Consider the following 26,212-nt stretch of genomic DNA (forward strand, 5'->3'; position numbering starts at 1 on the left):
GTGTAGTTATATGAATAAAGTTAATTAGTGATGTATATCAGGAGTTGAAAGTATGACAAAAAAGGATATAACGGAAGAATTAATTCATATATGGAAGGCAGAATATGAAGAAGGAGCATCCCTTCGAAAAATCGGCGAAAAACACGGTGTGTCGAAAGCAACTGTAGGAAAGCATCTGACTGGTGTCGTTACCTTTAGAGAAAAGGCTCCTCATAAGAAATATGCAGATGAATGGTATGAACTTTATTTATCAGGATGGAGCAAATCTGCTATTGCGAAAAAATACAACGTTTCGGCTGTATCTGTTGGCAAAATCCTACGTACTGAAAAAGGAGTAGAGATGCAAGGTCGCAAAAAAGAGTTGATGCATTTACTACCAACTTTCAAATCTTTATATGAAGAAGGATATGACTTGACTTATATTAGCGATAAGACAAGTGTATCCAGACAATGTATCTTAGATTATTTAAATGATGCAGGAGTTGAAATCCGTTCCTATAGTGAATCCTCTCGAAAATATGAAGTCGATGAAGAGTTTTTTGAGAAAATTGACTCAGATTATAAAGCTTATATATTAGGATTGGTATTTAGTTCTGGAAACTTACTGGAGCACTACAAATCTTATTCCTTATCCATGGTTGTAAAAAAAGATAGAGTCTCGATATTAGAAGAAATATTTCAGGCTTTGACAAACAAAAAGACAGAAGAATTACTTTATGTCTCAGTAGATAATTGCTATAAAGACCGCATCTGTTCTTTAAAAATATATAATTCTCTTAATCGCCTGGGATTAGATTTTAGAAGTAAGATGACATTCCCTACTCTTGAAGACGAATATTTAGAACATTTTCTAAAAGGTTACCTAAAAGGTTCTTCGAGCTTTGCATCCAAACGGGGATATTTGACTATTAATTCTGAGCCCCTTTTTTATGAATCGTTAGTGAATTCCATTTCATCTATAATAGATATAGATAAGAAATATCTTCGAAAACACAAATACTCAACTGCCAGTATTACCGTTTATCAGAAAGAGTCCGTAGAGAAAATTAAGAATTTCATTAATAGCTAATTGTTCAATATAAAAAAGACTTCTTCTCCTAAAAAGAGAATGAAGTCTTTTTCTTAAACCGCTTCTTGTAAAATGGTATGAGATACTTCCCTTACTTTTGTTTTAAACAGTTCTACGTCATTGTTTGTACCTGACATTTCAAACTTCATCAATACAGGAATTCCATATTGTTTTGAAATCTTATTTGCACTCGCTCCAAACATATCTCCCCAATTTCGATTACCACTCGCTACTACCCCTACTACATTCTTATTGTTCTTCTTCATAAATGCTGACACCTCTTCTGGAACTGCACCAAATCCAGTCGTGTAAGTAATAAGCACACATTTTTCATTAACCATTAATTCCTCACTAATTTGCACAGTTTCTAATCCTGTCTTTCCCACAAATCTTTTTACATTACCCGTTTTTGAAGCATACACTACTAACATTCCAATCTCCCCTTTATCATTTTATACGTTCATATATACCTAATTTATAAATTCTTCTTATTCTACTTTTCTTTTTCTCTTTTTATAAAAATGATTGTAATCCTTATAAAGAAAACTCATTTGCATAAAATAAATAGACTATAAAAACCAGGTATTTATTTAAATTATTTTTAAAGGAGCGTTTTATAATGGAAAATTTATTCGTAAAAATGGAAGCTATCGTAAAAAAGGTAATGAAGTCTCATATGGATGATTTTGAGGTTCATGACAAAGAACGATTAACCAAGGCTTTTAAAGAAGAAGAACATGAATTTTATTGGATGTGTTCAATGTGTGCAACACATATCATTGCAGATGAAGATGTTAGTTGGTTAGAAGCAGTTATGTATCAATATCGTGATAAGCTTAAAGCAAACAAAGGTTTCTTATTCAAGATTGATACAAAAGAAGGTACAATTAAAAAAATAAACTGGCGTAAAAAACCAGAGTTGTTAAGAATGATGGAAATGTAGTTTTATCATTCACTACGAAAAGCAGGTTATGAAATAATTCACAACCTGCTTTTTTATGCCTTATTCTGATTTAGACATTTTAATACCTTCAAGTAATAGTACAATTGCAGTAACTAAATGTAATAACCATCCTAAGAATGGAATAGCTCCTAAAACAGAGGCGATAATACCTACCACATTACCTCCAATCGAACATTCCTCCTTTTTACACATAACAATTGTTGCAATATGTAAAAGCAAAGCAATAAATAGTGGTATCCATAAGAAGCTCAAGATAAACGTTCCACCTACAATCGGAATAGCAAAAAAGGCTTCTACTCCAAATGTAACCCACTTCAATGTTGTTGCAACAGGTGATTTCCTCATAGTATCCCTTCCCTTCTATAATGTTTTCTTTTTATTATAGAAATAACATAAGAGTTTATAATGAAACCTATATCTTATACCCTCGAATACAAGAGTTGTAGCCACCATATAGCTATAACGTTTCAAGTTTTCAATAGTACCTGTCACAATTTAGCTATAGGGTTTCATAAAAGTAGAGGTATCTTTGCCGAAGTAAGAAATAACATTAATGTTTGTTAAGTAGAAATCAACAGTTTATCGGTATTATATCAATAGAATTATATTCATTCTTTAACCCCATTCAATAAACTTGCTTCATACATCTTGATATTTCGCTTGTGAAACTCCGCTTTATCTAAACAAGCTTGATATAACGCTTGTTCTTTCTCTAATTTCATGCGAACAACACTTGCATTGGCTTGGTTATGCATTGCAACATTATCAATCTGCAAAATCTCATATTCTTTTATACTTCCCGTTTCTTTTTCATAAGAAAATTTTAGTGCTTTAAAGAAGTGCAGTAAATTTACAAATCTATTTGGTGTTGGTTTTTCATCTAACCTTTTTAATAGTCTCATAAATGTTTTCTTTTTATTTTTAGAAGTAATCACATACGAAAGCAATTCAATAAACGGCTGTTCAGCGACTCCTACCTCCATCCAATTATTATCTATTGAATCCTCTGCTCCCACTAATACATACAGTGTAGAGGGAGCAATAAATGGGAATTTATTTGGGCTTCTCTTATATTCTGCATTTGCTCTATAAGCTGTTGTCGTATATCCACGTTTACATAGTTCAAAGACTGACTTTCTAAATACCTGATAAAAATATCGTCCTAATTCTTTCATCGTATTTTCCTACCTTTTATCTTCTGTTTTTTAAAACCCATTATGTATTCCATCTGAATTATATGATATTATATTAACTATAGTCAACGCAAAATAAAGGAGAGTTATAATGAATCTAAAAAAAGTGATGGTATACGCTTGTTCAATTGGTACCTTACTTGCTCTGAACGGATGTGATTCTATCTCCACCGAGATAGATAACAAACCACCCGTTGAAGAGAAAAAGGATATTACATATCAAAAATTTGAAAACATTTCAGCGACTATGACAAAAGCTATTTTGAATAGTATTGCTATAGGAGATACCAAAGAAATTCCTGACGTGAGAAATGCCTCAGTAATTGTAAACTCAGATGGCACAAAAACATACGCATTCTTAGTTCCTTATGATTTTACGGGAGAAGCAAAAGAAACAGACAATGCAAAAGGCAAGCATTACACAGAGTTAACTGTAAATGATTACAATGCATTTATTGATATTCTTGTTTCAAAAGAGATAACTACAAAAAAACTTGTAATTAAGAGGATAGAAGAATCTCGCTATTTTGTTCAATACCTGGTTCCTGAAAAAGATGAGAAGCTACTCACTTCTACGCAAACACTTAAATATACAGTTTCAAATGGGAAAATATCAACTACTCATGCTATTAACACGTATCCATTAATCTAATAAAGGAGATTTAAAACAATGAAAAGAAAATCCTTATTTTTAGCCATTTCAACCCTATCCCTCTTACTTATTAGTGGATGCGGAGATGACCTATCTAACGATGCAGAAAAAGAAATAAACAATTATACAAAGTACGATAAAATGACTCGTGAGTTAACTCGCAAAGTTTTAGACACAATTCCTAAAGGGAAAGAGCGAACTTATACAGACATTCAGCATTCTTATATCATTTCGGATAATCAAGACAAAAGAACTTATCAATTTTTAGTTCCATACGAATTAACCAATGACACAAAATTTACAGATAATGACAAAATAAAACATTACGGATATCTTACTTTTTCTGAATCTAACTATTATATCGACATTTGCAGTTCACCAGATGTAAAAGAAAAACAACTCATTATTAAACACTTAGAGAATGGCGATTTTTCTATCCGATATATTCTCCCAGAAAACAGTCAACCACAGGTAGCATTTAGTGAAAGTAATACTACCGAATATAGAAGCGGAAAAAACTCAACAGGGACCATCACTCATGCAGAACTATAAGAAAAACAACCAACAGACAGACTCTTCTTTTCGGGGTCTGTTTTTTATATTTCTTTTTATAAATACATATGATTTATAGAACTTATAAAACAGGTAATCATTTAGATTCTATAAAAAGGAGACACTATCATGACTTATGTATTCAACCATAATTTTCATTCATTTACAAAAGGAAGACTCTCATTAAAACCTTTAAATTTAGATTTGGAATTTGATAAAGAGGTTTTTCAGTTTATACAAAGAAGGATTATGGAAGATATTTCATCTAAAAATATTTCAGTGATTTATTTAAACGGAAAATTCATTGGCTTTCTTCAGTTAAAACCATACAATTCTATGCTATTTCAAAAGAATTATGGAGAAGATGACATGCCGTTTGATTTATCGTTCTTTCATGATGAAGAAAACACTGTAGTCATCGAAAATTTATTTTTGGCAAACAAACATCAAGGAAAAGGTATAGGAAATATTATCGTTCAGTTTTTAAAAGGTGTATTTGCAAGCAAAACACTATTACTCTACTCTTTATCTGAAGCAGAATCATTCTGGATGAGAATGGGATTTAAAGAGAATGATGATGACTATGTATATTCATGGAACCACTCTCATGAATTAAAACAAATTGCATAAACACAAGAAAGAGCAGACATTTTATCTGCTCTTTTATATATAATCAAAGATACTATTTATAGATTACATCCTTACCCTTTCGAGTTAAAATCGCCCCAAAATAAGGAAGACGTTCTGCCCCATTATATGTAATTCCTGTTATCTTACTCAGTTCATTCATATTGTCTACAATCGTTAACAATTCACTATCTACCTTTTGTACTTCTCTTAGGTCTTTAGCAAGGAAAAAATCAAATATTGTTGCTCCACCATCTATTTCTCTTAATGCTTGTACATGATTCGCCTGTAGTTCCATATAGTCCAACCTCTTTCCATTTTTATTTATAAAAAAATTGCGAAACTAATATTCACACTTTTTACTATCCTATTAGTTAGTTTTTAATACAGGAATCCCATCAAGATTAGATTCTTTTAATCTATTCCACACTTCAATAAATTCCGGTTCATAAACAAAACCATCTCGACTATTTCTAACTACAACATTCTGTAGTTTAAATTCATCTAACACTCCATTTTCATCATAAATACAATCATCACCAGGCTCCATCGAACCAAAATTATAAGATGATGCTTCATGGATTGTTAAAACTCCTTCGTTGAACTCAAAAGAACTTTCTTTTACATCGCTAAATGCCATCGCTTCAGGGTCTTCTTTTGATAACCATAAAGTTTTTAACTCTCTTTCTTTACCTATACCACCTAATGTCACAGGATGAACCAATTGTATCTTTACAAGGAAAACTCGTTTATTTTCTGTTTTTATTTGAAACCATTTTCCGTCAATCACACTTCGCAGAAACTCCTGTTTATCCGCCTGTTCTATCATACCCTTAATTTGCTTATATCCTGATTTAACTTCTTCTCTTGTTTCATCAGTAATATCCGCATCAATATAATGCTCAAACACATAGTCTAATATATGTAATAATTCTTGGTTACTTTTTTTCATAGAATAAAACTCCTTTTTATTTATCTTCTCTTATTATATCAATAATAAAATAATATTACATATCTATTACTTTCCGTTCTTATTCCTCTTCACCTTCCATCCCCTCTAATATTTTTTGCTCTTCCCAATAACATTCTTCGCATAAGTTATCTTCATAACCTATACATGCTCTACTATACAATCTTTCGCATGTACAACATTCTTTTAGTTCAAAGATATCTAATATCCATTTCATTAATTTCTTTCCTATTTCATCAAACTGTTCGAACTCTTCAAACTTATCATTTTTGTAATTTGCACATATATAAATTTTCCCTTGCTCCTTATACTTTACAAATCTAAAATAAGATGGCTCTTGTAAGGTGATAGGACCAAATAATTCTAACGCCTTATCATCTTCTTTTAGTTCTTTTAATTTTTGCAATAGATTTATACCCATCAAAACATCTTCATAAGAAACAATTCGCACCTCACCATTTTTTAACGTGAAATAAAATCCATGATTATCCAAATTCAATTCTACATCCATGCCTATTTCTTTAGCTATTGTATTGATTTTTTTTACATCAAACATTTTGTTATTCATTTTATAAACTCCCCTTTTTAAATAATTGATTTTCAATACCTCTTTTATAATCTGTCTCTTTATTTTAGATTGCTAACCAATAAGCTATAACTACTCAGCATAAATAAAAACCCACTATCATTCAGTGAGTTTTTTAATTTATATTTGTTTCTTTTTTCATGCTTAGTATAAATATAAAGTTAATTTAGTGAGGATAACATGAAGTTTTTATATAAGTATGTACCTTAGCTTGTTGCAATGCCATCGGATTGCTTTTCTAATAACACTTAGTTCCCTTTATACTTTCATATCTCAATAGCATAGTTAATTAGAACGGTTTTTCTAATAACACTTAGTTCCCTTTATACCCCTTATACAAAAGCCAATGATAATAAGCTTTTGCAGAACACTTTTGCAGTGAATCCTTAGTTATGTTTTTATAAAAACACGAAAAATACTCAAGAATCCTTATATCTAAAGAGTTCTTTTATTTTTAATCTATTTTTAGATTTACTGCATTTTTACTTATTCCGATAAAGGATAATTCTCTCTTTTTTGCGTCTCTCCAAATAGCATATCAATAAATGTATTTACCAAGTATCTATCAATTGGAGAACCTGCTGATTGTGGATGTCCACCTCCACGGAATACATAAGCAATATCATTTCCAATATGGATATCATCTCTTACACCTCGATAACTAATTGTTCGAGATGGATTAATAATAATGATAAAATCCAAATCAGGTCTTCTTTCAGCTAAAACATTTCCTAATTCAGAATGATACTGTTCCGCAAAAATAACTCCTGCTGAATGTCCCAAAATATTCTTTTCAATGATTGTTTGTTCTTTACCATTAATATAATTTTCAATTCGTTTTTCTTCGATTTGAATAATTGTTAATTCTAATTGATTAAACTTATATTCTGTTTGTAGTTTCTCCAATACTAATCCCTCAAATTTCTTACGACCATATAAATATAGCAATGCATTCCATCTATTGGGCTCAATATCATCATACACTTTATGCCATTCCCAAGTATCATATCTTCGAACAGATTCAACAAATTTCTTAACAGCCTTTAGATTAGCATTGAACTTTACATTTTGAGACATGAAGTATTCAAACAATAATGATGTAGCAGATGTTTTAGCGTCCATTCTTTCATCTACAGGTTTAGAAAAGCTCGTTTTAGAGGTCGCTGATTCAATCAAAGCCCATTCGTATTCAAGAATCCATGGTCGCTTCTCTGTTGAATGATGGTCAATATAAATGACAATGATTTCCTTATTCTTGTGTAACTTATCTAACGCCTTACAGTTCTCCTCACTAATAAAAATATCTGTGATAAAAACAACATCATATTTCTTGTAAGAGCCATTGGTAATAAACGTCTGAACTTCCTCATCTACTCGCTTATAATCTAAATAACGAACGTTCCTGTTCTTAAATGCTAATTTTGTTAAAATGCCACAACCAACCCCATCATAGTCATTATGAGAAAAGTGTTTTACTCGTAGTTCTTTTAATAAATGAAATGGTAAATCTGCTAACACATTAAATGGTAAATTTGCTGTCACATTAACTGGTAATTTTACTAACATATGAAATCTCTCCTAAAATTATTATTTATTTTATGACAAGTATCTTAGCAACATCTTCTCATTTACATTGACTATAGTCAATGTAAATATATAACCATTATGCTATTTGTTCCGTTTCTCTGATAAAAGGTATAAATAGGTCAAATAAAATTTTATTAATATCCTCTATATCCCAAAATGGTATTCTAAACATTCTAATCCCATTTACCTTACAATAATTATTTTTTATCTCATCTCGTTTTTGCAAAGTTTCAAAAGCTTTTTTCCCACCAAAAATAGAGACTGGCGTAATATGTTGTTGCCCATCATATTCAATTACGGCCACAAGATTATTATTACTGAAAATACCAAAGTCAAATCTCAAGTCTCTTTTGTATCTACATCCTTCTGCAATATATTGGGATTCATAAACGATATTATGCTCTTGTAAGAATTTTTCTATCTCTTTTTCCCCTTTGCTTGCTCTACATTTCGGGCATCTTCTACCTGCAAAAAAATTATGAGGTGTACTGTCCCATATATGACCGCATTCATTATGTTTTAAAGACACATGAGTTTTAACATCAATATATTTACCTATAACACTGTATTTGTCGCCTTCTAACCGATAAATATCAGATACAAACTCTGCGTGTGTTTTCCGTTTTTTGATATTAGCCTTTTTAGATGAACATTTAGAACAACGACAACCTTTTGAAAAATTATTAGGTGCAATTTCAACTATTTCACCACATTTTCTGTGCAACATTCTTATTTTTATCTTATTGTTTATATACTCACCAACAACTATATATTCATCACCAACTATTTGATTTACTTTCTTTTTAAAATCTTTTATCCCTTTTTGTTTAGAATTGCATTCTGGACATCTGCTATTATTTGTTAAAAAGTTCTTAGGTGTGACTAACCACTCATTACCACATGTAGTGTGTTGCATTAATATCTTTTCTCTATTATTTTTATAAGTTCCTAAAACTTTATATTCATTTTTAACATTTTCATAGACTTCTTTTATGAAATCCGCATGTGTTTTTTTATATCTTTTGATTTGTTTACTATTACAAGTTGTACATCCCTTGCATTTTTTTAAATTCAAAGGTGTAAATGCCCACTCCCTGCCACAAACCAAGTGTTTCATTTTTACTTTTGTGCGATTATTAATATATTCTCCGATAACAACATACTCATCGCCCCACTGATTTAAAACATCTTTTTGGAATTGCTCTTTTGTCTTTCTACCTTTTCCACAGTGAGAACATTTACTCCTATGCAAAAATTGATACGGAAATACATCCCATTCATGATTACAAAGTAAGTGTTTTATTCTTATTTTTTCTTTACTTCCCTTATAAGTTCCTATAACAACATAATCATTTCCTACAAAGGTTTTAACCTCTTTAACAAATTCTTCATGTGTCTTTTTCTTTGTCATACGTAACTCATTCTTTCTTACACCATGTTTTTTCTTTATCTACTGGAACCACTTCTGAATAATCAACATCCATTTGTAGAGATTGATGATTCCCCCGTAAGTCTATAGCACCTGAAGCAACTAATCTCTCTTCGTAACAGTGAGAGCAGAATGGGTTGATTCTATATGTTCTATCATTGACATTCACTTCTCTATCACAAAACTTACAATTGAATCGTTTCTCCTTGAATGTTGTTGTTATCTTCATAACTTCCACCTCTTTAATTCTCTTCTTCTTGCTTCCACGGAAACCCAACTATATCTTCTGGAACCCCCCATTTTTTATAATGCGAATGAAGTTTCCTTAGATGCAAACTTACTTTTTTTTGAATTCTCTCTGTAAATATTTGAGAAGAAAATGGATTTCGTAGTAAGTAAAAATGATGTGATTTATCTTCTTTATTGAAGACATTACATGTTTTTAAAAGAACCCTATAGATAAGTCCATATGGTTCAAAGCTAACTTCTACTCCATACTCTTCTTTTTTATCAAAATAAAAAACAGAGTGATAAATTGTATTTTTCTTATTCCCTCTCATGATTCTTTGCTCCTTTTATATACATAAAGAAAGCTACTGTTCTTATTATTCATCTCGCAGAAGTTTCTATTTTATTGCATCTTAGGAAAAGTACCTTTCTTCTTTTAATACATTACTGACAAAACCCAATCCCATATTCAATGCCTTTCTTTTCTTTATCTTCCCATGCGGAGACATCTACATTTTTCGTTTTTAGTGCACATAAACACAAAGCTAATTGCCAAACAGTTGCTTCTGCTGTCCACTTCCGTCCACCTTCCCTATCCTCAACTATTTCAACAATGGTATGATGTTCCCTAATCCTGTATGTATTTACCATGTATCCCATACCTAATAGCATGGATGCGAATTTTATACCATCACCTTCATTAGAGGCAGGACCCCAGAAGTTTGTAGGCTCCATCTTGTCACCTTTTTCATCTACCCAAAACTCTGCATAATAAGGAAGTCCTTGGTCATTGTTAGGAACTGTTCTTTTTGTCCAATTTAAACAACGTTCCACAACCAATGCATTTACATGTTTATATTGTCCTTGTTCCATGAATTCTCACTCCATTTTTATAATGTTTCCGTTCGATTTCTAAAGACTAATTCACATGTATCAGCATCAATTACTTCGAGTCTTAATTGCGGTGTGCTCCATGCATTTGTATAATCTGTAAAATACTCTGTTACACACTCTAATCGAGAAAGTGTTGTCCCTGAATTCAACCAAAACTTCCCGTTTTTCTTTTTTCGAACATCACGAACATGTTCAATCAATGCGTCTTCATTATGCTCAAGAGAATTTACAAATTTCAGCATTTGTTCAATATCACGTAAAGATTCTTCTTTCGTTGCATATTCATCAACTTCATGTAATTTCATAAATAGTTCTTCTGCCTCTTGTACTTCTGCCTTCTTTAATTCCAGGTCTTTTTTTATACCTTCAAAATCAGCAACAACTGTAAGAGGTACCTCATTAATAACCACTTCAATATTCATATCGTTACAACCACCTTTTCTATTTTTATAAATGATATTCTTCCTTTAATTCTCTTAAGGATTGAAGCATCATGGAGAATGTTTCGTTCATTCGAGAAGGCTCATTTTTTAGTAATCTACTAAGCTCCTCTTTAATCTCCTGTGATTTCCCCTCATATCTCTTTTGATTATTTAGAACATCCTTTTCAAGTTTTTCGGGATGATATTCATATTTACTCGAACCCATATTTGACGATTTTTTCATATATACAAACCTTCTATTTATTTAATTGTTTAATTGTTTCTTTTACTTTCTCCCAAAGAGCATGAATATCATCTGACTCTTCAAACAAAACTACACCTTGTCTTTCCAAGAATTCTTTCATTTTCTTCGGTGTACATGCCTTAGAAACTTGTTTATCCATAGATTCTGGATTTCTATAATTCCTATGACCCATGAATTTAATAGCAAACCATGCATAATCATAAGCATTTAATTCATGTAGTTGTTCAATCGTAATGTTTTTCATAATACATCCTCTTCCTTTATGCAATTCTTTTGATTTGTTCCCATTTGTTTTTGTCATTCTCTATATTGGAGATTAATTTCTCAATGATTTCTTTCTGCATTTTTACAGAAACAAAGTCCGTTGCATTCATTAAATTTCCTTTATCAAACAGAATTTTCATCTCTGCTAATTTGTTTTTTAATTCTTTTAATGTCATAGCGTCCAATTCTGATTCATCAGAAATATGAGGACGAATCAGCTCCCTTGAAGAAAAGAGAGATTCAATTTTATCTTCTTGTTCATCAGTCAAATCCTCTTTTGGCTCTATATACCAAAGTCCATCTGCTTGCCACACGGACAACAAACTAACTTCCCAAGCACCAAATTCATTTTGTTTATTTAGACAACCATTCAAAACGGTATATTTCATACCATCTTTTTCAGAAATACAAACGAAACCATCCTTCATTAATTCAAATGCAACCATAAAAGGAAATCGTTTAAAATCAGGACTATTTATCAATTTCTTTTTAACTTCTACAAATTTCTTACAAATTAATGAGTCGTATAACATTTCCATCCCTCACATTCTCATTTACTATAGTCAATTATACAACTTAATATAAACTATAGTCAATTTTATTTACATTAAAAAATAGACCATGTGAAAACAATGGTCTATTTTTATACACAACTATAAGGTTTTTGATTTTGAACGTGCAGGGAAATTATTCTCATTAGAAATGTATTATGCTCTTAATCCATTCAATAAGATGAATAGCTCCATAAACAACAATGCAGGGCACTATGAATGTAAAAAAGAAAATAACCAGGAATTGAATTGACCCTTCATACTTATTCCAAAACCTGTTCGGATTTTCTTTTCGTCGCTTTCTTTTTTTATGTACTTTATGTATCTTCTTTAGCGTTTTTTTTAGTTTTCCATCCACTTTATCCCTCCTTCACTATCTTTTTTATTTTCACTGGTTTGTACATCTCCACATCTTCTTTTTTTATCTGCTCTGTGTCAAAATACACGATGTATTTATTATCATCTGTTTTTACATTTGCAGACAAATCTTTATTTATCCAAGAACTTGAATAAGACTCACCTAAAACCTCTCCCCCTCTATCAGAAAGTATAAACTTTTTCTTTTCTGTATTTAGTTCTTTCGCTATTAAATCCTCTGATATTTCAGCGTTCTTATGGGATTGCTCATGCTTATATTCAATCTTCTTATTCTCTTCGTCTAACACTTTCGTTAAAAAAAGATACCCAACTATAACTGAAGCAAAAACTATCATACACGCGAAAAATATCATTCCTGCTTCCACTGTATCATTTGAGTTCCTCACCATTTATCCATTCCTCCATATAAAAATTCTATTCCGTTAACTCTTTCATCTCTCTAACAACATCTACTGACAATGTTGCCAATTCCTCTAACAATGCAGACAGCTCTTCTGGAGACATATCCTTTCGAATTCCATATAGTTCTAATTGGTATTGAATTCGCCTCACTAAATCTAAATCTCTTTTTTGATTAATAGACATTTGTTTATTCATCTCTAACACCTCTCTTTACAAAAAATGACTACAACTGTAGCCACTCTATTTTTGATTTTGTTGTGATAACTTTTCATATACGAAATTTTGCGATTTTAACTCTGTTAATTCTTTCTCATATCTATTCATTTCACTTTCCATGTCTTTCATTTTTTCAATTTGGTTAGCAATCTTCGCTTCAGCTTCAAGCTTCAATTTCTTTAATTGTTCCACTTCAGCAATTTGTTTATCTCTTTCAATCTTCGCTAATCGTTGTTCTTCCTCTAATTCATCTTTTAAATCGCTTGCTTTAAATCCCCATATTAAATAGCCAAAAATAAGCCCCATTAATAACGAACCAATACAGCAACCAATCATAACAAAAATAGCAACATTCGGATTCATCTATACCGCCTCCTTTCTTTCAACAGTATACTATTATAGTATTAAATTTATTAACTATAGTCAATTAAATGTGTGTTTAGTAAGCTACTAATGATAGAAATATATTCATCCTAAATCCCTGTTTTTTCCGATTAAATTGCATATAATACATAAACAATAAAAGGAGTGGTGATAAAATGAATCCATTAAAAAATAAAAAAGGTTATGTTTCAATCGAATCTATGATTATCAGTTCTCTAATCATTGCATTCTCTATGTTTTTAGTCATTAATTATTCAAATCATACAAATAACATCACAGATAAAACTGCAAAGAATATTGATACTTCTATACATGAATACAAAGTTGTTAGTCCTCAGTAGCTAACAGCTTTGTATTTGGTTTGACGAACCTTTCAGTTCTTCATACAATGAGGTTATGACTAATGCCTGGAGATGATTATATGCACATCAATTTAAACGATGGAACCAATCCCTTACTAAATAATTATTATTATATGCAACGAAATAAACTGGATATTGACTTCATTATGTTCATTGCTTTAGCCTCTGCTCCAAACGCTCATTCTTTGATTCATTCCAAATATAAAGAAAATGAATGGGAATACTATCAGGCTTATAAGGAAAGTCCGTATTCAAAAGAACCATTATTAAAGATATATCTAATTGAAACAGAAACTGTATTACGAAAACTTATTGGAATATATGCCTACTGCAAAAATGACAGTCGAAATATACCTGTAGAAAGAAAAATGGAGCCTCTATTAACAATTATTAAGAAGGGGTATAGTAGGGCTTATCGCTTTGTGAATGAAAGGTCTGAATTCAATCTTATTGAATATACAGATTACCTAAAGAAGAAAAGTGGAGGGAAAAATCCACATACTGTTGAATTTATTTATTCCGTTGCTATTTGCATTTACTTAGCATCAGTGTGGAAAAAACGAGCGTTGATACCTGAAGAATTCTTAAACACATATGATGAAATGTTAAACAGCCCTCATTCTTACCAATCAAAAAAATTCTTTTTAGAAAAGAATAAATCGGGTGTAAAAGAGTGTATGAATCAATTCGGAACGACAAAGATAGATGCTAATCAATCTCTATTCCACTGGTTGACGGTAAACTACCTGCAAAGGATAAGTGAAAAAGAAGGAAAAGTATTGCCTAAAAAGGAAGAAGAAATGAATTCTTACCTTATGTTACTTGGCAACTGGATAGAAACCTTAGATTTAGATCCTGTAGAAATACAAAATAAAGTTTTTCTATCAAGAGAAGAAATGGAATTAGTATTCCAAGAAGTGTTAATTGCAGATATTGAAAATGATACAATTTCCGATAAATTCGAATTATTAATCCCTACATACCTATTCATGATGGCTATGGCCAAAATGTATAAGGACTTAAAAAAGATGTATTTAGAGGACAAGCAAGAGGAGACGTACCTTGCTAATAGAATTAAAGAGAAAAAGCTAAAAGAAAAAGAAGAATCTTTACAGAAGCTGAAGAAAACAACGGAATTTAAATTAAAAGAGGCGAAAGAGCAACATTTAGCACTGGAAAAACAAGTAAAAGAATTAGAGAAACAAAACGCTCGACTGGAGTCAGAGGTTGAAACGTTGTCTAAAGAAAAGAAAGAACTCTCTTCTTTAAGAAGCTTTATTTATGGCATGAATAGTGACATCCCTCAAGACACTATAAAACTTGATGACGTTATCCATTCATTAAAGAAAGTTAAAATAGCTGTATTTGGTGGTCATCCGAATTGGCAACTAAAAATAAAAGAGTCTTTACCTCACGTTCGAGTAATAGATGTTGATAGTTTAAACAAGAGTATTTCATTTATTAAAAACATGGACTATGTGTTTGTAAATACACATTACTTTAATCATACATTTTACGAGAAAATTATGAAGGAAGTTAACAGGACAAATGCAGAACTTGTCTATTTAAATCGAACAACGAATACAGAAATGACATTGATGGAAATGCACTCTTATATTAAATAAACAAAAGAGACCGTAGTTTGCTACAGTCTCTTTTTTCTGTCGATTCTTGATGTAAGGTTGACATGGATTGCATATCAACCATAAAGTCAGTATTCTCTACTACTTCCAATTTTATTCCGAATCGCATTCAATTTCTATAATTTTATATGGTGTATTCCCTGACTCTTTCAAATCATACATATCTAAAACTTCATTAATTGTATCAGTTCTTGAAACCAAGACTTTCTTTTGCAAGGAAACACATTCTCCCATAAAGCGATACACACAGTAATCCTTACCACATGTCTTCATGACTCCTCCATCTTCATAGAACTCATCATCTGCAACATACACATACACTCTACTTTTCGTGAAATGAATTAGGAAAGACAATGTTTCTTTATCATCATCTTCTTCTTCTTCATACTCATCTACTTCATCGTCTTTAATATTAACTCGTTCTTTCCATTGAACTTGAGAATTTTCTTGTTTTCTAAAAGGCCACATTTAATTCCACCACTCTCAATCACTATTTTTTCATTGACTTTAGTCAAAAATAACACATCCCCCCTCTCCCTTCAATATCATTTTTGTTCGAGGACATAAAAAAAGAGAGATGAAATATCTCTCTTAACTAATACCTGTTAATAACTGATGGGCTAATGCAACTCTTTCTTTTGATTCTTCTTTCCTTAAATAACTCACATCTAAATCTCCAAGTCTAACTCTATCTAAAGCATCACAATCTTTAAAACATTCATAAAGATTCCAAGTCATTTCTTTCGTACCCTTTGAAATAGCTTTAGATTTCTCTAAATGCTTTTTCGCTGATTCATCATCTTTACAATGATACTCTATAATGAATTTAATAATTTCTATATTTTCGTCTGTTAGAAACTCCAAATCATAATCAAAACGACCTTTTGTTCGAGGTGTAACATAATTTACGCCAACAAACGGAATAGCAACTAATTCTTCATGTTTTTCTATACTCCATTCACCATGCTTCGTACAATAGCCATCGTGCTCCCTACCAATATCATGAAAAATAGCTACATTTGCCAATATTGCTCTTTCCACACTTGATAACTTCAAAGTTCGAGATAAAGATAATACGAGAAGCAACACTCTTTTCACATGTAATGGACCATGAACACTTGTTGGGTTATGATAATATTCATCCAAAATGAATGTGTCTCTATATGTAGCAAATTCATCAACGTACCCTTCGTCTTGCAATAGATTTAATTCTTTCATTACATCAAGCTCTTTTTTCTTTGTGATTTCAGTTATGTTCATAACATTAGATGGGTAAACAAGTATTTCAGATTCATTCCTATCTTCTATATAATCAATTACATTTTCCTTTAATACTTCCCCTTTATAAACACTACCTTTTACTGCAAACTTTCTGGCCACTTGAATATTTGTAGTCCAACTCATTGCAGTTTCATGAGAAACAGAGAATGTACCTTCTCCTCTATATACAACAACGAAATCATTATTGCTTAACGAATTTAATTTCAGCATTAATTCTTTTTTAAATTCTTCTGTTTGACAAGAAATAGCCTCATCTATTACTTCTTTTTTTATGACCTTATGACTATAATTTATATAAGTATATATTTCACGAAACAATTTATATCTCTCTTCACAAGGGATTTCTCTATAAATCTTATTTAGTATGTATGGCTTTAAAAAGTCTTCTGTAAAGCTAAAAACCTTATAAAAGTCCTTTGTCTTATATGCCTCTTTTACCAAATTTTCTTTCGCTTTAACTCTCTTTTCCATATCCATCATTATAAATGCCTGTTCGCTTATTTGAACTACAGAAACAAATACAATACCATCCCAATACCAAAAGGGTTCTGCAATATTCTTGCAAACATACATGTTTTCAGGGTTAATTCCGAATTCATCACAAACTTCAATAACCTCATCAAACAAAGGAACTTCCAATTTCACAATTTCTTGTACTCTATTTTTTTCTTCTATAGAACAAATTGTTTTTAATGGAATAAAGTCTTTTTCAACAATTGTAGAATTACTGTTTTTTTCGAACCAAGCATGACCAAGATTACTCATAATAACTGACTCCTTTATACCTGCTGATTTTATTATTATACACTATAAATATCTTTCTAAAGAAACAAGACTATAATAAATTTATAGTCTTGCACATCACTTTAATTCATATGAATATGTGTGTTAATGAAGTAATTAATCCCATTTAATACACAAGGATTAACTGCAACTATTTTACGTAATACGTGAGAACTAATAGTATGACTATATCCTTTCACTCTATCTAAAATCATATCTTTTTCTTCCTTTAGAGTAATTACAATTAGTTCTTTTACTTTCGTATTTACATTAATCAAAATAAAATTCCCCTTTTTAATTGTTTAAATTCTCTTGAAATTGATGGATTTTCAAGAATTGATTGAATACCTGTTGTTTAATACAACCTGCTAAGAAAACTAACCTCCTAAGTTAAAATTCATCATTTACCTGTTTTATATATTCCTCTTATTTTATTAAAATAATGTTATCTATATAACATTTCACAAATCTATAATTTTATATTTAATATGAAAAACAATATAAAATGAAAAGTATTTTCATTTTATAAACATAATATTTTAAATAAAAAAAAGACCGCATTATATTAGCGGTCTACACAATATCTTTGTATTTGTTGAATTTAGGTAGGACTTCTCTATCAAAGTAGGCTTTTAATAATGGCTTGGGTTTTTCCTTAAAAGCCTTCTTCCCTTCTTTGTCAGTTACCATCTTCACATATTGAGCATAGTAACTGTCAAATTGAGTTTTTTCCATTTTATCAATCATATTCCCTTTATCATTCTCAAGAATATCATCAATCCCTTTTCCTAATTCAGTTGCCCACATACAAACATATATGTTTTTATCAAACTCTTCTTTTAATTTATCTGTCATTTTTTTGAATTGATTATAGACGTTTATGTTATATGACATGTCAGCATCATAAGCAATGCAAATATGTTTAATATCATATCCCGTTCTTTCCTCAATATCTTTGATTTCTTTTTCGATATTTCTCCAGTTACCAATACCTTGAACAGAAATAGCAATACATCCATATGTACTTGCTATCTTTCTTGCTTTGAAGCGTCCTTCTGTAATAAATAATGTTGTATGCTTTATCTTTTCTGGATAAACAACATCTAAAGGAGCCCCTGCACCTGTTCCATTGATGTACATGTTACTTCTATCTTCTGCATCTGCAAATGTAGATGAGAACCAAATATAACGTCTGGAACTATCTTTCACTTCATCTAAACGAATTTGAATTCCTGCAATTTGACCTTTTGCATTCTTCATTGGGATACAGATACCTTCTTGTCTTCTATATGCATATATCGGAACTGTAATTTCTCCATCCTTCGTTTGAAAGTCCATCTTACAGTTTTCTGTACAGAAGAAACCTGGGATATCCTTCAAAATTTCTGGCGTATAACCAAACTCTTCATACATTGTATTATAAAAGTTTGTCAAGAAAGCAGAATGTCTTCCAGGGAATGAAAAGTAACCATCTTCTTCAATATCCTTATCCGATAAGCCTCTTCCTTTCAAATAAGCTTTATGTTCTTCCGTTAACTTATCATGTCCTTCACATAAAGAAATCCCTTTGCTAAATACAGAAAATACATTATGAAGAACTTCAATATCCGCTCTTTCTTCTTCATAATCCACTTTATCCATAGATGCAATGTAAGTTTTTCTTACTGTTTCAGCAACATCTACCTCTGCTTTATCACCAAACGCTTCTTTATATTCTTCATTTGTAATCAAACCAAATTCCAGTGCAATTTTAATTGCTGATGCACCAAATGAAATCTTATCATACTTCGCAATGAATTTTACCGCATCTCCTCCTTCATCACAGGAGAAGCATTTGAATATTCCTTTTTTATTACTAATTGAAAAGGAACCTAATTTATTGTCATTATGAAATGGACATTTGGCTTGAAATGAATGTCCACGTCTCACTACATCAATGCGAGTTTCCATCACACTTGAAATAGGAAGTTGTTTCACCTTCGCAATAACTTCTTCAATAAATTCTTCTCTATTCATTTTCATAATAATTACCTCTCCTTAACGTTTCCTGTTTAAATTATGCAAAAGAAAAGAGCAAGGGACTTGTCCTTACTCTCTTTCCTTTGTACATCCCTTTTACTTAGAATGGTAAGTCGTCATCAGCAATATCAATCGGCTGACCAATATTATTATCCGATGGCTCTTCATTAGAACTTTGATTTCCGTTACCTTTACGTTTAATCGTGAAATCCCAAGCTGTTAAATCGAAATATTTGTTGCCATTATATTCTCGACTTTTTAAATCACCAGTAAAGATTACAGTGTCACCTTTTTGAACTGCTTTAGACATACGTTCACCTAATTGTTCCCAACCTGTAATGTTGATAAATTCGCTGTCTTTTTCTTGTACTTCGACTTTTAAAGCTTTACCAATTTTCTTCGTTACATTTTGAGAAACCATTGAAACTTTAGCTACCTTCTTGCCATTAGTAGTATCCTCTAATTCCACAGGTTTTGTAATGTAACCTTCAATTGCACCAAACGCTTTGTTTTCCTCAGTATTTCGAAATGATACGAATGAATAATATTTTCTCTCTGCCATAATAAATAACACTCCTCAGATTTTATTTGATTTTATAAAAATACCTAATTTATATACTTATATGTATTGTATTTTATCTATAAGTTTTTTATAACTAAAGTTAATGATAAATCACTTTTTGACTAAAGTCAATAAAAAAGACAAGCGATATATTCTACTTGTCTTCCTTGTTACTATTGAATGATAGGCATTGCAAATTCTTTTGGAACATCTAATGTATATGCAATTTTCTCGCCACGAATATCTGTAATTTCTAAACGAGTTCCTTTTTTAGAATACACATATCCCTTTGAAGCAACACTGTTACTTTTTTCATAATCAACAATCTTACGATTATTAGGAGTCTGGAATGGTCGTACATCTTTCTTAAACTTATCCTTATTATTTAAAACTTGGATGAGTTGTTTTGGATGTGTTTTCTCATTTACTTTTTGCGAATAAATAAGTGTTTCATCATCTCCATCTGGGACTAATGGTTCTACACGATTAGACTCAAATTTATGCATCTCTTTTACATATAAGTCATCTGCTCGTAAACGTAACACAATGGAGTCTTCTTTTCCATTTCCGAATTTGTTATAGGCAATAATCTCGTTTTTAACTGCAAATAAACCTGTTGTACTATCACCAATTTCAATTTTCTTTTCTTTCTCATCTTTTAAATCAACACTATGAATGAAACTATTTGTAGCAAATACCAACTGTCCTTTATCAACTAAAAAGTCACTTACTTCTTCAGTAGATGCATATTTTTTATACGTTGATTTATCTTTGACATGCGTTAATTCTTTTTTATCTTTTGACAAGAATACAATATTCTTTCCATCTGATTGGAATGAATCAAAATCCACTAAAGCATCTGAAACAGATACAATCTCTTTATTATGTAACTGCTTTTCATTTACTGTGATTTCATAGAACGTGTGATTTTTCTGATTGTATGCATACACAGATTCTAAATTTTTACTTCTTGCAAATTTAAATTCATTCCCTTTCCCATCTCCTAAAGAAACATTGTCTAATTCATCTCCACTCTTTGTATCCAATAAAGACACCTTCCCATTTTTGTCTCCTGTGACAATTGTATCTGCCAGTTTAATATGTTTATCAAAGAGTGTTTCATTTTTACTTTTAGTTTCATTGTCATGAAAGAAAACAAAATACACACCAGTTCCAATCCCAATCGTTACAGCTATACTTAATCCTACAAGTAATTTATCTTTATGCTTTTGAAATAAATATTTCATTTTTGTTCTATCCATACTTTCACGCTCCTTTTTTTACAAATTCTTCGATATATGCTTTAATGGCTGTTAAAGCTATACCAATCGCATCCGTTTCATGATTTGTTTTGGCTTTTATCCCATGTTGTTCACAAAAATCTTCTATCGCTTTTTGCAGGTCTTCTTTTGTTGCTCGCCCATACCCTGCAACGTGTTTTTTCACTGTACCTGGAACAAAATCTTTAATCCATAAACCTAATTCTCCTGCTACAAGAAATACAACACCAGTAACCATATTTGTCGTCATAATTGATGCAGATTTATTTCTATTGTCATTTTTTTGTTTGGGATTATAAAATAGCTTTTCACAAGCTATGATATCTGTATTATATTTAAGATTGTAAGTTTTTATCATTTCATAGATGGTAAGTAGTCTATCTTCTAACAATTCACTGGATTTTGTTTTTAGCGTTCCTGTATCAAGTTTCATGTATTGATTTGTATCTATATCATATTCAATAAATGCATATCCCAAGTTCGCCAAACCTTGGTCTATTCCACATGCAATAATTTTAGTCATTAACCTGCACTTCTATTGTTATTCCAAATTCATCAAATGATGTCTTTAATAATTCTAAAAACTCTGGGTTTGCATAAGAAATAGTAATTGATTCTGTCTCCATTAATAATGCAAGTGCCGTAACAAAACTCAAATCATGAATTAGCGAATTCATTTTCACTCTGGTATCATACAACTCTATCCCAAAACATTCCTTCATTGTATCAGCCGTATAAACATCACCATCTGAATCTTTTATTTCCACTCGTTCATTTACAAGTAATAATTCTAAACGTTCAAATGCACATAACGACTTTCCTTTGCTTATTAAAGTTTGAAAACAAATCAAGGAAACATCTTGCTCTTCTTCTGCATCTTGTTCAAAACTTGTTAAAGCATTCTCCATACTATTTACAAACAAAACAGCACTTCTTTTCAAATCAGAAGTATTAAATAGAATAAACGTCTCAATATCCAGTTGTTTTTGTGATTCAAAAAATTCCTGCAACCTATCACTTATCATTTGAACAAGAATAGACATTCCCTCTACTTGTTGAAGTAATTCCTTACTTAGGCAAGCTGAAATATAAACATCCTCAAATCCTTTTTCTTGCATTTCCATCTTGCTGTATTTTTTAAATGCCTGTTTTGTAATGTGTCGTGATAAAACATCCAAAATACGATTATATCCATCTTGATTATTCCAATTTAATTCTAATTGGTTCCCACTATGTAATGCAGAGTAAATCATTAATGGAGTTAACAGCATTTCCGCATATAAACTTTTAATATCTTCTGTATTTTTTACTGTAATTTTATTCATTATTGCACCTCTAATTTCATATTTATTTACTTAAATTATCCTATTTACACAAACTATAGTCAACGCAAAAAGGGTTCGTCTCTTTTCTACCTTCTAAGAGACAAACCCTTTTATTATGCACTAAAAATTAATACCTTTTTTACCCCTCGTCTTTCGTTCTACCTTCGATAGTTCTATCTGTTTTCCATTTAGTTGTTTCACATCTTTATTGTTTTCATTTAAAATGTAAACCCCTTCAATTACATCCTCTTCCATAAGCGATACAGCTTTAACACCTTTTGCATTTTTCCTCAGAACAGGGATTTCATTAATGCTAAATCGTAAGATATAACCTTTTTTCGAAAACACAAGAACATCTTCATCTACTTCATTAATTGGAGTTATTTGAATAACTTCATCATCTTCTTCTAATTTAGTCGCTACTACAACTGAACGACTTGAAATTAATTCACTGCATAACGTTTGTTTAATCAAACCTGTCTTTGTTAACATGATTACTCTTTCTGTTTCTAATTCAGTATTTGTTGTAATGTATAATGGATACTCATTCTTTTTCATTTTTCCTAATCGCTGAATTGGTACACCTTTGTCTTTTATTTTTACCTTAGGGATATCCGCTAATTTAATTTGATATAGTCGTCCCTGATTTGTAAAAACTGAAAGCTTAGATGTATTTTTTGTTAGAATCTCTTGTTTATACTCAGACAACGTTTCTTCTGAACTTCTTTCAACAGAAATTGTATCTACTGACTTTGTGTATCCAAACTTATCAATCAATACCCATACATCTTCTTCTTTTATTTCTTCTACATATTCAATTGTTTTCTTTTCTTGAATTTCAGTTCGTCTCTCTCTTCCGAAATCCTTTTTAAAACCCCTTAAATACTTCTTGATAACTTTTAACATCTCTTTTTCACTACCTAAAACCAATTCGTACTCTTCCATTTCAGCAAGTACCTCTTTATATTCCTGATTTAATTGCTCAACTTCTAATCCGATTAGTTTTTGCAGACGCATATCTAAAATTGCTTGTGCTTGCTTTTCTGTGAAAGCGAATTTCTTAGCAATATTCTCATGCTTCTTTGTTTTAAACGAGATTGATTCAGTATTCCCTTCCATTAAACACACTTTTGCTTCTTTCGATTTCTTAGCCCCTCTTAACATTTCAATGATGGTATCCATCATTTCCTCGGCTTTGACTAACCCTTCTAAAATCTCTTTTCGAACTTGTGCTTTGCTAAGAAGATATTCATATCGCTTTCTTGTTATCTCTTTTTGGAAATCAAAATAATGCTTACAGTAATCCTTTAAATTAATTGTAGTTGGAACTCCATTTACTAAAACTAAATATTGATAAGATTCACTTGATTGTAAAGGTGTTTTGCTATACAGCTTATTTAATAAATTATCTATATCTACACCTTTTTTTACTTCCAATACAATCCGAATACCATCTTTATCGCTTTCATCTGTAACATTCACAATTTCCTCTAATTTCTTCTCAATTACCATTGTTATTAACTTGTATGTTAAATTCGTTTTAGATCCTGAATATGGATAAGGAATTTCTTTTACCACTAAATTCTTCCTACCATATCCTGCATCTTCTATATCTATCTTGGCTCTTATTACCGCCTTACCAATACCCGTTCTATATAAGTCTCTCAGTTCATTCTTATTTGTAATAATACCTCCAGACGGATAATCAGGTGCTTCTATTATATCAATTAATGACTCTATATCGATATCTTGTTTATCTGCATATGCAATCAATGTATCAACAACACTATTTACACCATGAGGTGGTGTTTTGTAAGCCATACCAACCGCAATACCTACCCCACCATTTACTAATAGATTTGGAACTTTCGCAGGTAATACAACTGGCTCTCTTTCAGATGCATCAAAGTTGTCTCTAAAATCAACTACACCTTTCGACAAATCCTGTATCATTTCCATTGCTACAGGAGATAACCTCGCTTCTGTGTAACGCATTGCGGCCGCAGAGTCTCCATCTACTGAACCGAAGTTACCATGCCCATCAATAAGCGGAGCATTTTTCACAAAATCCTGTGCTTGCTTTACCATTGATTCATATACTGCCGAGTCTCCATGTGGATGATATTTACCAATTACTTCCCCAACAATACGTGCTGATTTTTTATAAGCCTTATCAGGATACATTCCTAAATCACCCATCGCATACAAAATCCTACGATGTACAGGTTTTAGTCCATCACGAACATCTGGCAATGCTCTATCTGTAACTACAGTCAAAGCATAATCTATAAATGAACTCTTCATTTCTTTTGAATATGATATAGTTTCAATTTTTCCTCCCAATTGTATCAACTCCTTTTATTTTTACAACAAGTTACTCCATATAACTTGCTATCTATCAACACATTTTATTACATATATTTTTTATTCATAATTCTATAGAACTCTTATAAAACCAAATTAATATGCCCGAAAGATAGAACAATTATAACATATTTTTATTTACTATTGTCAATAAAACTTGTAACTATAAAACCTCCCCTATTAAAATACATAATCCATTCTTAAATCAATTAAACACAAAAAAGGTAGCCCATTTACTGGACTACCTTCATCTATTTTACCGAATTAGTTTTGTTTTTTTGATTTACGTCTCATAACCACACTTGCAAGTATTGCTAATCCACCTGCAATTAAACTTCCCATAGTTGTAGATTGGTCACCGCCTGTTTCTGGTAATTTTTTATCTTTAGCTTCTGCTTTCGTTTCCTTCGCAGTTTCTTTAGATGTCGCTTTTGTATCTTTTTCTACTTTTTTATCAGTAGGTTTATTAATCTCATCTTTAACAGTTTCTTTTTTATCCACTTGTTTTTCAGCAACTTTTTCATTACCTTCATTGTTAGTAGATGTTACTGTTTCTTTGTTTTCTTTTTCAGCAGTTACTTTGTCTTCAATTTTATTATCTTTATTTCCCGTTACAGAACCACCATCTGTTTGTGTACCTTTGTCTTCTGTTACAGTGCCTTTATCGTCTTTGTTGCCTTTGTCCTCGTTCGTACCTTTATCTTCTGTTACAGTGCCTTTATCGTCTTTGTTGACTTTGTCCTCGTTCGTACCTTTATCTTCTGTTACTGTACCATTATCTTCTTTGTTGCCTTTGTCCTCGTTCGTACCTTTATCTTCTGTTACTGTACCATTATCTTCTTTGTTGCCTTTGTCCTCGTTCGTACCTTTATCTTCTGTTACTGTACCATTATCTTCTTTGTTGCCTTTGTCCTCGTTCGTACCTTTATCTTCTGTTACTGTACCATTATCTTCTTTGTT

At 31.2% G+C, this 26,212-nt stretch carries 35 protein-coding genes; 7 read left to right on the forward strand and 28 right to left on the reverse strand.

Going from position 1 to position 26,212, the window contains the following annotated elements; all coding sequences use genetic code 11:
- Positions 1-52 precede the first annotated feature (52 nt).
- The gene (locus CQ064_RS10560) at positions 53-1,069 is read left to right on the forward strand and encodes a hypothetical protein (RefSeq protein ID WP_000161921.1); all 1,017 of its coding nucleotides are present in this window, start codon (positions 53-55) and stop codon (positions 1,067-1,069) included.
- Positions 1,070-1,122: 53 nt separating this feature from the next.
- Here CQ064_RS10560 and nrdI read toward each other — a convergent pair whose 3' ends face one another.
- A complete protein-coding gene (nrdI, locus tag CQ064_RS10565; RefSeq protein ID WP_000964117.1) occupies positions 1,123-1,500 on the reverse strand; it encodes a class Ib ribonucleoside-diphosphate reductase assembly flavoprotein NrdI in 378 nt (125 codons plus the stop codon).
- A 188-nt stretch (positions 1,501-1,688) separates the two neighbouring features.
- Here nrdI and CQ064_RS10570 point away from each other — a divergent pair, with 188 nt between their 5' ends.
- On the forward strand, positions 1,689-2,012 hold the full coding sequence (locus tag CQ064_RS10570; protein WP_000429206.1) for a hypothetical protein: 324 nt from the start codon (positions 1,689-1,691) through the stop codon (positions 2,010-2,012).
- Between the two features lie 60 nt (positions 2,013-2,072).
- Here CQ064_RS10570 and CQ064_RS10575 read toward each other — a convergent pair whose 3' ends face one another.
- Positions 2,073-2,378: a hypothetical protein gene (locus CQ064_RS10575; RefSeq protein WP_001232324.1), complete on the reverse strand. Its 306-nt coding sequence runs from the start codon at positions 2,376-2,378 to the stop codon at positions 2,073-2,075.
- Positions 2,379-2,641: 263 nt separating this feature from the next.
- On the reverse strand, positions 2,642-3,208 hold the full coding sequence (locus CQ064_RS10580) for a hypothetical protein (protein ID WP_000661204.1): 567 nt from the start codon (positions 3,206-3,208) through the stop codon (positions 2,642-2,644).
- A 109-nt stretch (positions 3,209-3,317) separates the two neighbouring features.
- On the opposite strand from CQ064_RS10580, the gene CQ064_RS10585 reads away from it, so the two are divergent.
- The 3 genes from CQ064_RS10585 (at position 3,318) to CQ064_RS10595 (ending at position 5,060) form a co-directional block, all read left to right on the forward strand.
- Entirely contained in the window at positions 3,318-3,878 is a 561-nt protein-coding gene (locus CQ064_RS10585) for a hypothetical protein (RefSeq protein ID WP_001049700.1), read from the forward strand.
- An 18-nt stretch (positions 3,879-3,896) separates the two neighbouring features.
- A complete protein-coding gene (locus CQ064_RS10590; RefSeq protein WP_000824160.1) occupies positions 3,897-4,430 on the forward strand; it encodes a hypothetical protein in 534 nt (177 codons plus the stop codon).
- A gap of 129 nt (positions 4,431-4,559) precedes the next feature.
- A complete protein-coding gene (locus CQ064_RS10595) occupies positions 4,560-5,060 on the forward strand; it encodes a GNAT family N-acetyltransferase (RefSeq protein ID WP_000222809.1) in 501 nt (166 codons plus the stop codon).
- Positions 5,061-5,112: 52 nt separating this feature from the next.
- Here CQ064_RS10595 and CQ064_RS10600 read toward each other — a convergent pair whose 3' ends face one another.
- From CQ064_RS10600 to CQ064_RS10675, 15 genes are all read right to left on the reverse strand, one after another.
- On the reverse strand, positions 5,113-5,355 hold the full coding sequence (locus CQ064_RS10600; RefSeq protein ID WP_000422659.1) for a hypothetical protein: 243 nt from the start codon (positions 5,353-5,355) through the stop codon (positions 5,113-5,115).
- Positions 5,356-5,427: 72 nt separating this feature from the next.
- Complete coding sequence (locus CQ064_RS10605) at positions 5,428-6,009, reverse strand: hypothetical protein (RefSeq protein WP_000749492.1); 582 nt, start codon at positions 6,007-6,009, stop codon at positions 5,428-5,430.
- Between the two features lie 79 nt (positions 6,010-6,088).
- Positions 6,089-6,595 (reverse strand): hypothetical protein, encoded by a 507-nt coding sequence (locus CQ064_RS10610; RefSeq protein ID WP_001060580.1) that lies wholly within the window; start codon positions 6,593-6,595, stop codon positions 6,089-6,091.
- Positions 6,596-7,099: 504 nt separating this feature from the next.
- Complete coding sequence (locus CQ064_RS10615) at positions 7,100-8,179, reverse strand: DHH family phosphoesterase (RefSeq protein ID WP_003273415.1); 1,080 nt, start codon at positions 8,177-8,179, stop codon at positions 7,100-7,102.
- 97 nt (positions 8,180-8,276) lie between these two features.
- The gene (locus CQ064_RS10620; RefSeq protein ID WP_000162685.1) at positions 8,277-9,611 is read right to left on the reverse strand and encodes a PDDEXK family nuclease; all 1,335 of its coding nucleotides are present in this window, start codon (positions 9,609-9,611) and stop codon (positions 8,277-8,279) included.
- Between the two features lie 7 nt (positions 9,612-9,618).
- Positions 9,619-9,858, reverse strand: coding sequence for a hypothetical protein (locus tag CQ064_RS10625; protein ID WP_000705667.1), 240 nt, complete (start codon positions 9,856-9,858; stop codon positions 9,619-9,621).
- A gap of 13 nt (positions 9,859-9,871) precedes the next feature.
- Positions 9,872-10,189, reverse strand: a complete 318-nt coding sequence (locus CQ064_RS10630) for a hypothetical protein (RefSeq protein WP_001214850.1) — start codon at positions 10,187-10,189, stop codon at positions 9,872-9,874.
- A gap of 112 nt (positions 10,190-10,301) precedes the next feature.
- Positions 10,302-10,730 carry a hypothetical protein gene (locus CQ064_RS10635; RefSeq protein ID WP_000434835.1) on the reverse strand — a complete coding sequence of 143 codons (429 nt, stop codon included), beginning with the start codon at positions 10,728-10,730 and terminating at the stop codon, positions 10,302-10,304.
- 17 nt (positions 10,731-10,747) lie between these two features.
- Entirely contained in the window at positions 10,748-11,173 is a 426-nt protein-coding gene (locus CQ064_RS10640) for a hypothetical protein (RefSeq protein WP_001019814.1), read from the reverse strand.
- A 25-nt stretch (positions 11,174-11,198) separates the two neighbouring features.
- Complete coding sequence (locus CQ064_RS10645) at positions 11,199-11,417, reverse strand: hypothetical protein (protein WP_000749786.1); 219 nt, start codon at positions 11,415-11,417, stop codon at positions 11,199-11,201.
- Between the two features lie 13 nt (positions 11,418-11,430).
- Positions 11,431-11,682: a hypothetical protein gene (locus CQ064_RS10650; RefSeq protein WP_000790424.1), complete on the reverse strand. Its 252-nt coding sequence runs from the start codon at positions 11,680-11,682 to the stop codon at positions 11,431-11,433.
- A gap of 16 nt (positions 11,683-11,698) precedes the next feature.
- Positions 11,699-12,235, reverse strand: a complete 537-nt coding sequence (locus CQ064_RS10655; protein WP_003320177.1) for a hypothetical protein — start codon at positions 12,233-12,235, stop codon at positions 11,699-11,701.
- 377 nt (positions 12,236-12,612) lie between these two features.
- Complete coding sequence (locus CQ064_RS10665) at positions 12,613-13,020, reverse strand: hypothetical protein (RefSeq protein WP_000252092.1); 408 nt, start codon at positions 13,018-13,020, stop codon at positions 12,613-12,615.
- Between the two features lie 25 nt (positions 13,021-13,045).
- Entirely contained in the window at positions 13,046-13,228 is a 183-nt protein-coding gene (locus tag CQ064_RS10670; RefSeq protein ID WP_001041490.1) for a hypothetical protein, read from the reverse strand.
- A gap of 45 nt (positions 13,229-13,273) precedes the next feature.
- A complete protein-coding gene (locus CQ064_RS10675) occupies positions 13,274-13,612 on the reverse strand; it encodes a hypothetical protein (protein WP_001069286.1) in 339 nt (112 codons plus the stop codon).
- A gap of 176 nt (positions 13,613-13,788) precedes the next feature.
- On the opposite strand from CQ064_RS10675, the gene CQ064_RS10680 reads away from it, so the two are divergent.
- Together CQ064_RS10680 and CQ064_RS10685 are read left to right on the forward strand one after the other, a co-directional pair.
- Positions 13,789-13,974 carry a hypothetical protein gene (locus CQ064_RS10680; RefSeq protein ID WP_001068725.1) on the forward strand — a complete coding sequence of 62 codons (186 nt, stop codon included), beginning with the start codon at positions 13,789-13,791 and terminating at the stop codon, positions 13,972-13,974.
- A gap of 80 nt (positions 13,975-14,054) precedes the next feature.
- Entirely contained in the window at positions 14,055-15,620 is a 1,566-nt protein-coding gene (locus CQ064_RS10685) for a hypothetical protein (protein WP_142389146.1), read from the forward strand.
- A 111-nt stretch (positions 15,621-15,731) separates the two neighbouring features.
- On the opposite strand, the gene CQ064_RS10690 is transcribed toward CQ064_RS10685, so the two are convergent.
- From CQ064_RS10690 to CQ064_RS10735, 10 genes are all read right to left on the reverse strand, one after another.
- Complete coding sequence (locus CQ064_RS10690) at positions 15,732-16,106, reverse strand: hypothetical protein (RefSeq protein ID WP_000267595.1); 375 nt, start codon at positions 16,104-16,106, stop codon at positions 15,732-15,734.
- 123 nt (positions 16,107-16,229) lie between these two features.
- The gene (locus CQ064_RS10695; RefSeq protein WP_000067227.1) at positions 16,230-17,684 is read right to left on the reverse strand and encodes a hypothetical protein; all 1,455 of its coding nucleotides are present in this window, start codon (positions 17,682-17,684) and stop codon (positions 16,230-16,232) included.
- Positions 17,685-17,785: 101 nt separating this feature from the next.
- Positions 17,786-17,980, reverse strand: coding sequence for a hypothetical protein (locus tag CQ064_RS10700; RefSeq protein WP_000611380.1), 195 nt, complete (start codon positions 17,978-17,980; stop codon positions 17,786-17,788).
- 295 nt (positions 17,981-18,275) lie between these two features.
- A complete protein-coding gene (locus CQ064_RS10705; protein ID WP_000783481.1) occupies positions 18,276-19,724 on the reverse strand; it encodes a CHC2 zinc finger domain-containing protein in 1,449 nt (482 codons plus the stop codon).
- A gap of 97 nt (positions 19,725-19,821) precedes the next feature.
- On the reverse strand, positions 19,822-20,283 hold the full coding sequence (locus CQ064_RS10710; RefSeq protein ID WP_000840826.1) for a single-stranded DNA-binding protein: 462 nt from the start codon (positions 20,281-20,283) through the stop codon (positions 19,822-19,824).
- 173 nt (positions 20,284-20,456) lie between these two features.
- Entirely contained in the window at positions 20,457-21,545 is a 1,089-nt protein-coding gene (locus tag CQ064_RS10715) for a hypothetical protein (RefSeq protein WP_000376231.1), read from the reverse strand.
- Between the two features lie 4 nt (positions 21,546-21,549).
- Positions 21,550-22,086: a crossover junction endodeoxyribonuclease RuvC gene (locus CQ064_RS10720; protein ID WP_000161251.1), complete on the reverse strand. Its 537-nt coding sequence runs from the start codon at positions 22,084-22,086 to the stop codon at positions 21,550-21,552.
- Positions 22,079-22,888 carry a hypothetical protein gene (locus CQ064_RS10725; protein WP_001033964.1) on the reverse strand — a complete coding sequence of 270 codons (810 nt, stop codon included), beginning with the start codon at positions 22,886-22,888 and terminating at the stop codon, positions 22,079-22,081. Before CQ064_RS10725 ends, CQ064_RS10720 begins: the two co-directional genes overlap by 8 nt.
- Positions 22,889-23,008: 120 nt before the next feature.
- Positions 23,009-25,231 carry a DNA gyrase/topoisomerase IV subunit A gene (locus CQ064_RS10730; RefSeq protein WP_000508999.1) on the reverse strand — a complete coding sequence of 741 codons (2,223 nt, stop codon included), beginning with the start codon at positions 25,229-25,231 and terminating at the stop codon, positions 23,009-23,011.
- 285 nt (positions 25,232-25,516) lie between these two features.
- Positions 25,517-26,212: LPXTG cell wall anchor domain-containing protein (locus CQ064_RS10735; protein WP_142396692.1), on the reverse strand; the 696-nt coding region annotated here is incomplete at its 5' end.

The organism is Bacillus sp. MYb78 (assembly GCF_002975115.1).
Classification (GTDB): Bacteria; Bacillota; Bacilli; order Bacillales; family Bacillaceae_G; genus Bacillus_A; species Bacillus_A cereus.

What these genes read in the sequence shown, in the direction of transcription:
- CQ064_RS10595 (WP_000222809.1), top strand. Translation starts at nt 4,560, where the DNA reads ATGACTTATGTATTCAACCATAATTTTCATTCATTTACAAAAGGAAGA.
- CQ064_RS10575 (WP_001232324.1), bottom strand. Translation starts at nt 2,378, where the DNA reads ATGAGGAAATCACCTGTTGCAACAACATTGAAGTGGGTTACATTTGGA.
- CQ064_RS10560 (WP_000161921.1), top strand. Translation starts at nt 53, where the DNA reads ATGACAAAAAAGGATATAACGGAAGAATTAATTCATATATGGAAGGCA.
- CQ064_RS10635 (WP_000434835.1), bottom strand. Translation starts at nt 10,730, where the DNA reads ATGGAACAAGGACAATATAAACATGTAAATGCATTGGTTGTGGAACGT.
- CQ064_RS10585 (WP_001049700.1), top strand. Translation starts at nt 3,318, where the DNA reads ATGAATCTAAAAAAAGTGATGGTATACGCTTGTTCAATTGGTACCTTA.
- CQ064_RS10725 (WP_001033964.1), bottom strand. Translation starts at nt 22,888, where the DNA reads ATGAATAAAATTACAGTAAAAAATACAGAAGATATTAAAAGTTTATAT.
- CQ064_RS10655 (WP_003320177.1), bottom strand. Translation starts at nt 12,235, where the DNA reads ATGTTATACGACTCATTAATTTGTAAGAAATTTGTAGAAGTTAAAAAG.
- CQ064_RS10710 (WP_000840826.1), bottom strand. Translation starts at nt 20,283, where the DNA reads ATGGCAGAGAGAAAATATTATTCATTCGTATCATTTCGAAATACTGAG.
- CQ064_RS10675 (WP_001069286.1), bottom strand. Translation starts at nt 13,612, where the DNA reads ATGAATCCGAATGTTGCTATTTTTGTTATGATTGGTTGCTGTATTGGT.
- CQ064_RS10680 (WP_001068725.1), top strand. Translation starts at nt 13,789, where the DNA reads ATGAATCCATTAAAAAATAAAAAAGGTTATGTTTCAATCGAATCTATG.
- CQ064_RS10690 (WP_000267595.1), bottom strand. Translation starts at nt 16,106, where the DNA reads ATGTGGCCTTTTAGAAAACAAGAAAATTCTCAAGTTCAATGGAAAGAA.
- CQ064_RS10590 (WP_000824160.1), top strand. Translation starts at nt 3,897, where the DNA reads ATGAAAAGAAAATCCTTATTTTTAGCCATTTCAACCCTATCCCTCTTA.
- CQ064_RS10620 (WP_000162685.1), bottom strand. Translation starts at nt 9,611, where the DNA reads ATGACAAAGAAAAAGACACATGAAGAATTTGTTAAAGAGGTTAAAACC.
- CQ064_RS10670 (WP_001041490.1), bottom strand. Translation starts at nt 13,228, where the DNA reads ATGAATAAACAAATGTCTATTAATCAAAAAAGAGATTTAGATTTAGTG.
- CQ064_RS10715 (WP_000376231.1), bottom strand. Translation starts at nt 21,545, where the DNA reads ATGGATAGAACAAAAATGAAATATTTATTTCAAAAGCATAAAGATAAA.
- CQ064_RS10625 (WP_000705667.1), bottom strand. Translation starts at nt 9,858, where the DNA reads ATGAAGATAACAACAACATTCAAGGAGAAACGATTCAATTGTAAGTTT.
- CQ064_RS10695 (WP_000067227.1), bottom strand. Translation starts at nt 17,684, where the DNA reads ATGAGTAATCTTGGTCATGCTTGGTTCGAAAAAAACAGTAATTCTACA.
- CQ064_RS10630 (WP_001214850.1), bottom strand. Translation starts at nt 10,189, where the DNA reads ATGAGAGGGAATAAGAAAAATACAATTTATCACTCTGTTTTTTATTTT.
- CQ064_RS10650 (WP_000790424.1), bottom strand. Translation starts at nt 11,682, where the DNA reads ATGAAAAACATTACGATTGAACAACTACATGAATTAAATGCTTATGAT.
- CQ064_RS10705 (WP_000783481.1), bottom strand. Translation starts at nt 19,724, where the DNA reads ATGAAAATGAATAGAGAAGAATTTATTGAAGAAGTTATTGCGAAGGTG.
- CQ064_RS10685 (WP_142389146.1), top strand. Translation starts at nt 14,055, where the DNA reads ATGCACATCAATTTAAACGATGGAACCAATCCCTTACTAAATAATTAT.
- CQ064_RS10580 (WP_000661204.1), bottom strand. Translation starts at nt 3,208, where the DNA reads ATGAAAGAATTAGGACGATATTTTTATCAGGTATTTAGAAAGTCAGTC.
- CQ064_RS10665 (WP_000252092.1), bottom strand. Translation starts at nt 13,020, where the DNA reads ATGGTGAGGAACTCAAATGATACAGTGGAAGCAGGAATGATATTTTTC.
- CQ064_RS10600 (WP_000422659.1), bottom strand. Translation starts at nt 5,355, where the DNA reads ATGGAACTACAGGCGAATCATGTACAAGCATTAAGAGAAATAGATGGT.
- CQ064_RS10720 (WP_000161251.1), bottom strand. Translation starts at nt 22,086, where the DNA reads ATGACTAAAATTATTGCATGTGGAATAGACCAAGGTTTGGCGAACTTG.
- CQ064_RS10615 (WP_003273415.1), bottom strand. Translation starts at nt 8,179, where the DNA reads ATGTTAGTAAAATTACCAGTTAATGTGACAGCAAATTTACCATTTAAT.
- CQ064_RS10640 (WP_001019814.1), bottom strand. Translation starts at nt 11,173, where the DNA reads ATGAATATTGAAGTGGTTATTAATGAGGTACCTCTTACAGTTGTTGCT.
- CQ064_RS10610 (WP_001060580.1), bottom strand. Translation starts at nt 6,595, where the DNA reads ATGAATAACAAAATGTTTGATGTAAAAAAAATCAATACAATAGCTAAA.
- CQ064_RS10605 (WP_000749492.1), bottom strand. Translation starts at nt 6,009, where the DNA reads ATGAAAAAAAGTAACCAAGAATTATTACATATATTAGACTATGTGTTT.
- nrdI (WP_000964117.1), bottom strand. Translation starts at nt 1,500, where the DNA reads ATGTTAGTAGTGTATGCTTCAAAAACGGGTAATGTAAAAAGATTTGTG.
- CQ064_RS10645 (WP_000749786.1), bottom strand. Translation starts at nt 11,417, where the DNA reads ATGAAAAAATCGTCAAATATGGGTTCGAGTAAATATGAATATCATCCC.
- CQ064_RS10570 (WP_000429206.1), top strand. Translation starts at nt 1,689, where the DNA reads ATGGAAAATTTATTCGTAAAAATGGAAGCTATCGTAAAAAAGGTAATG.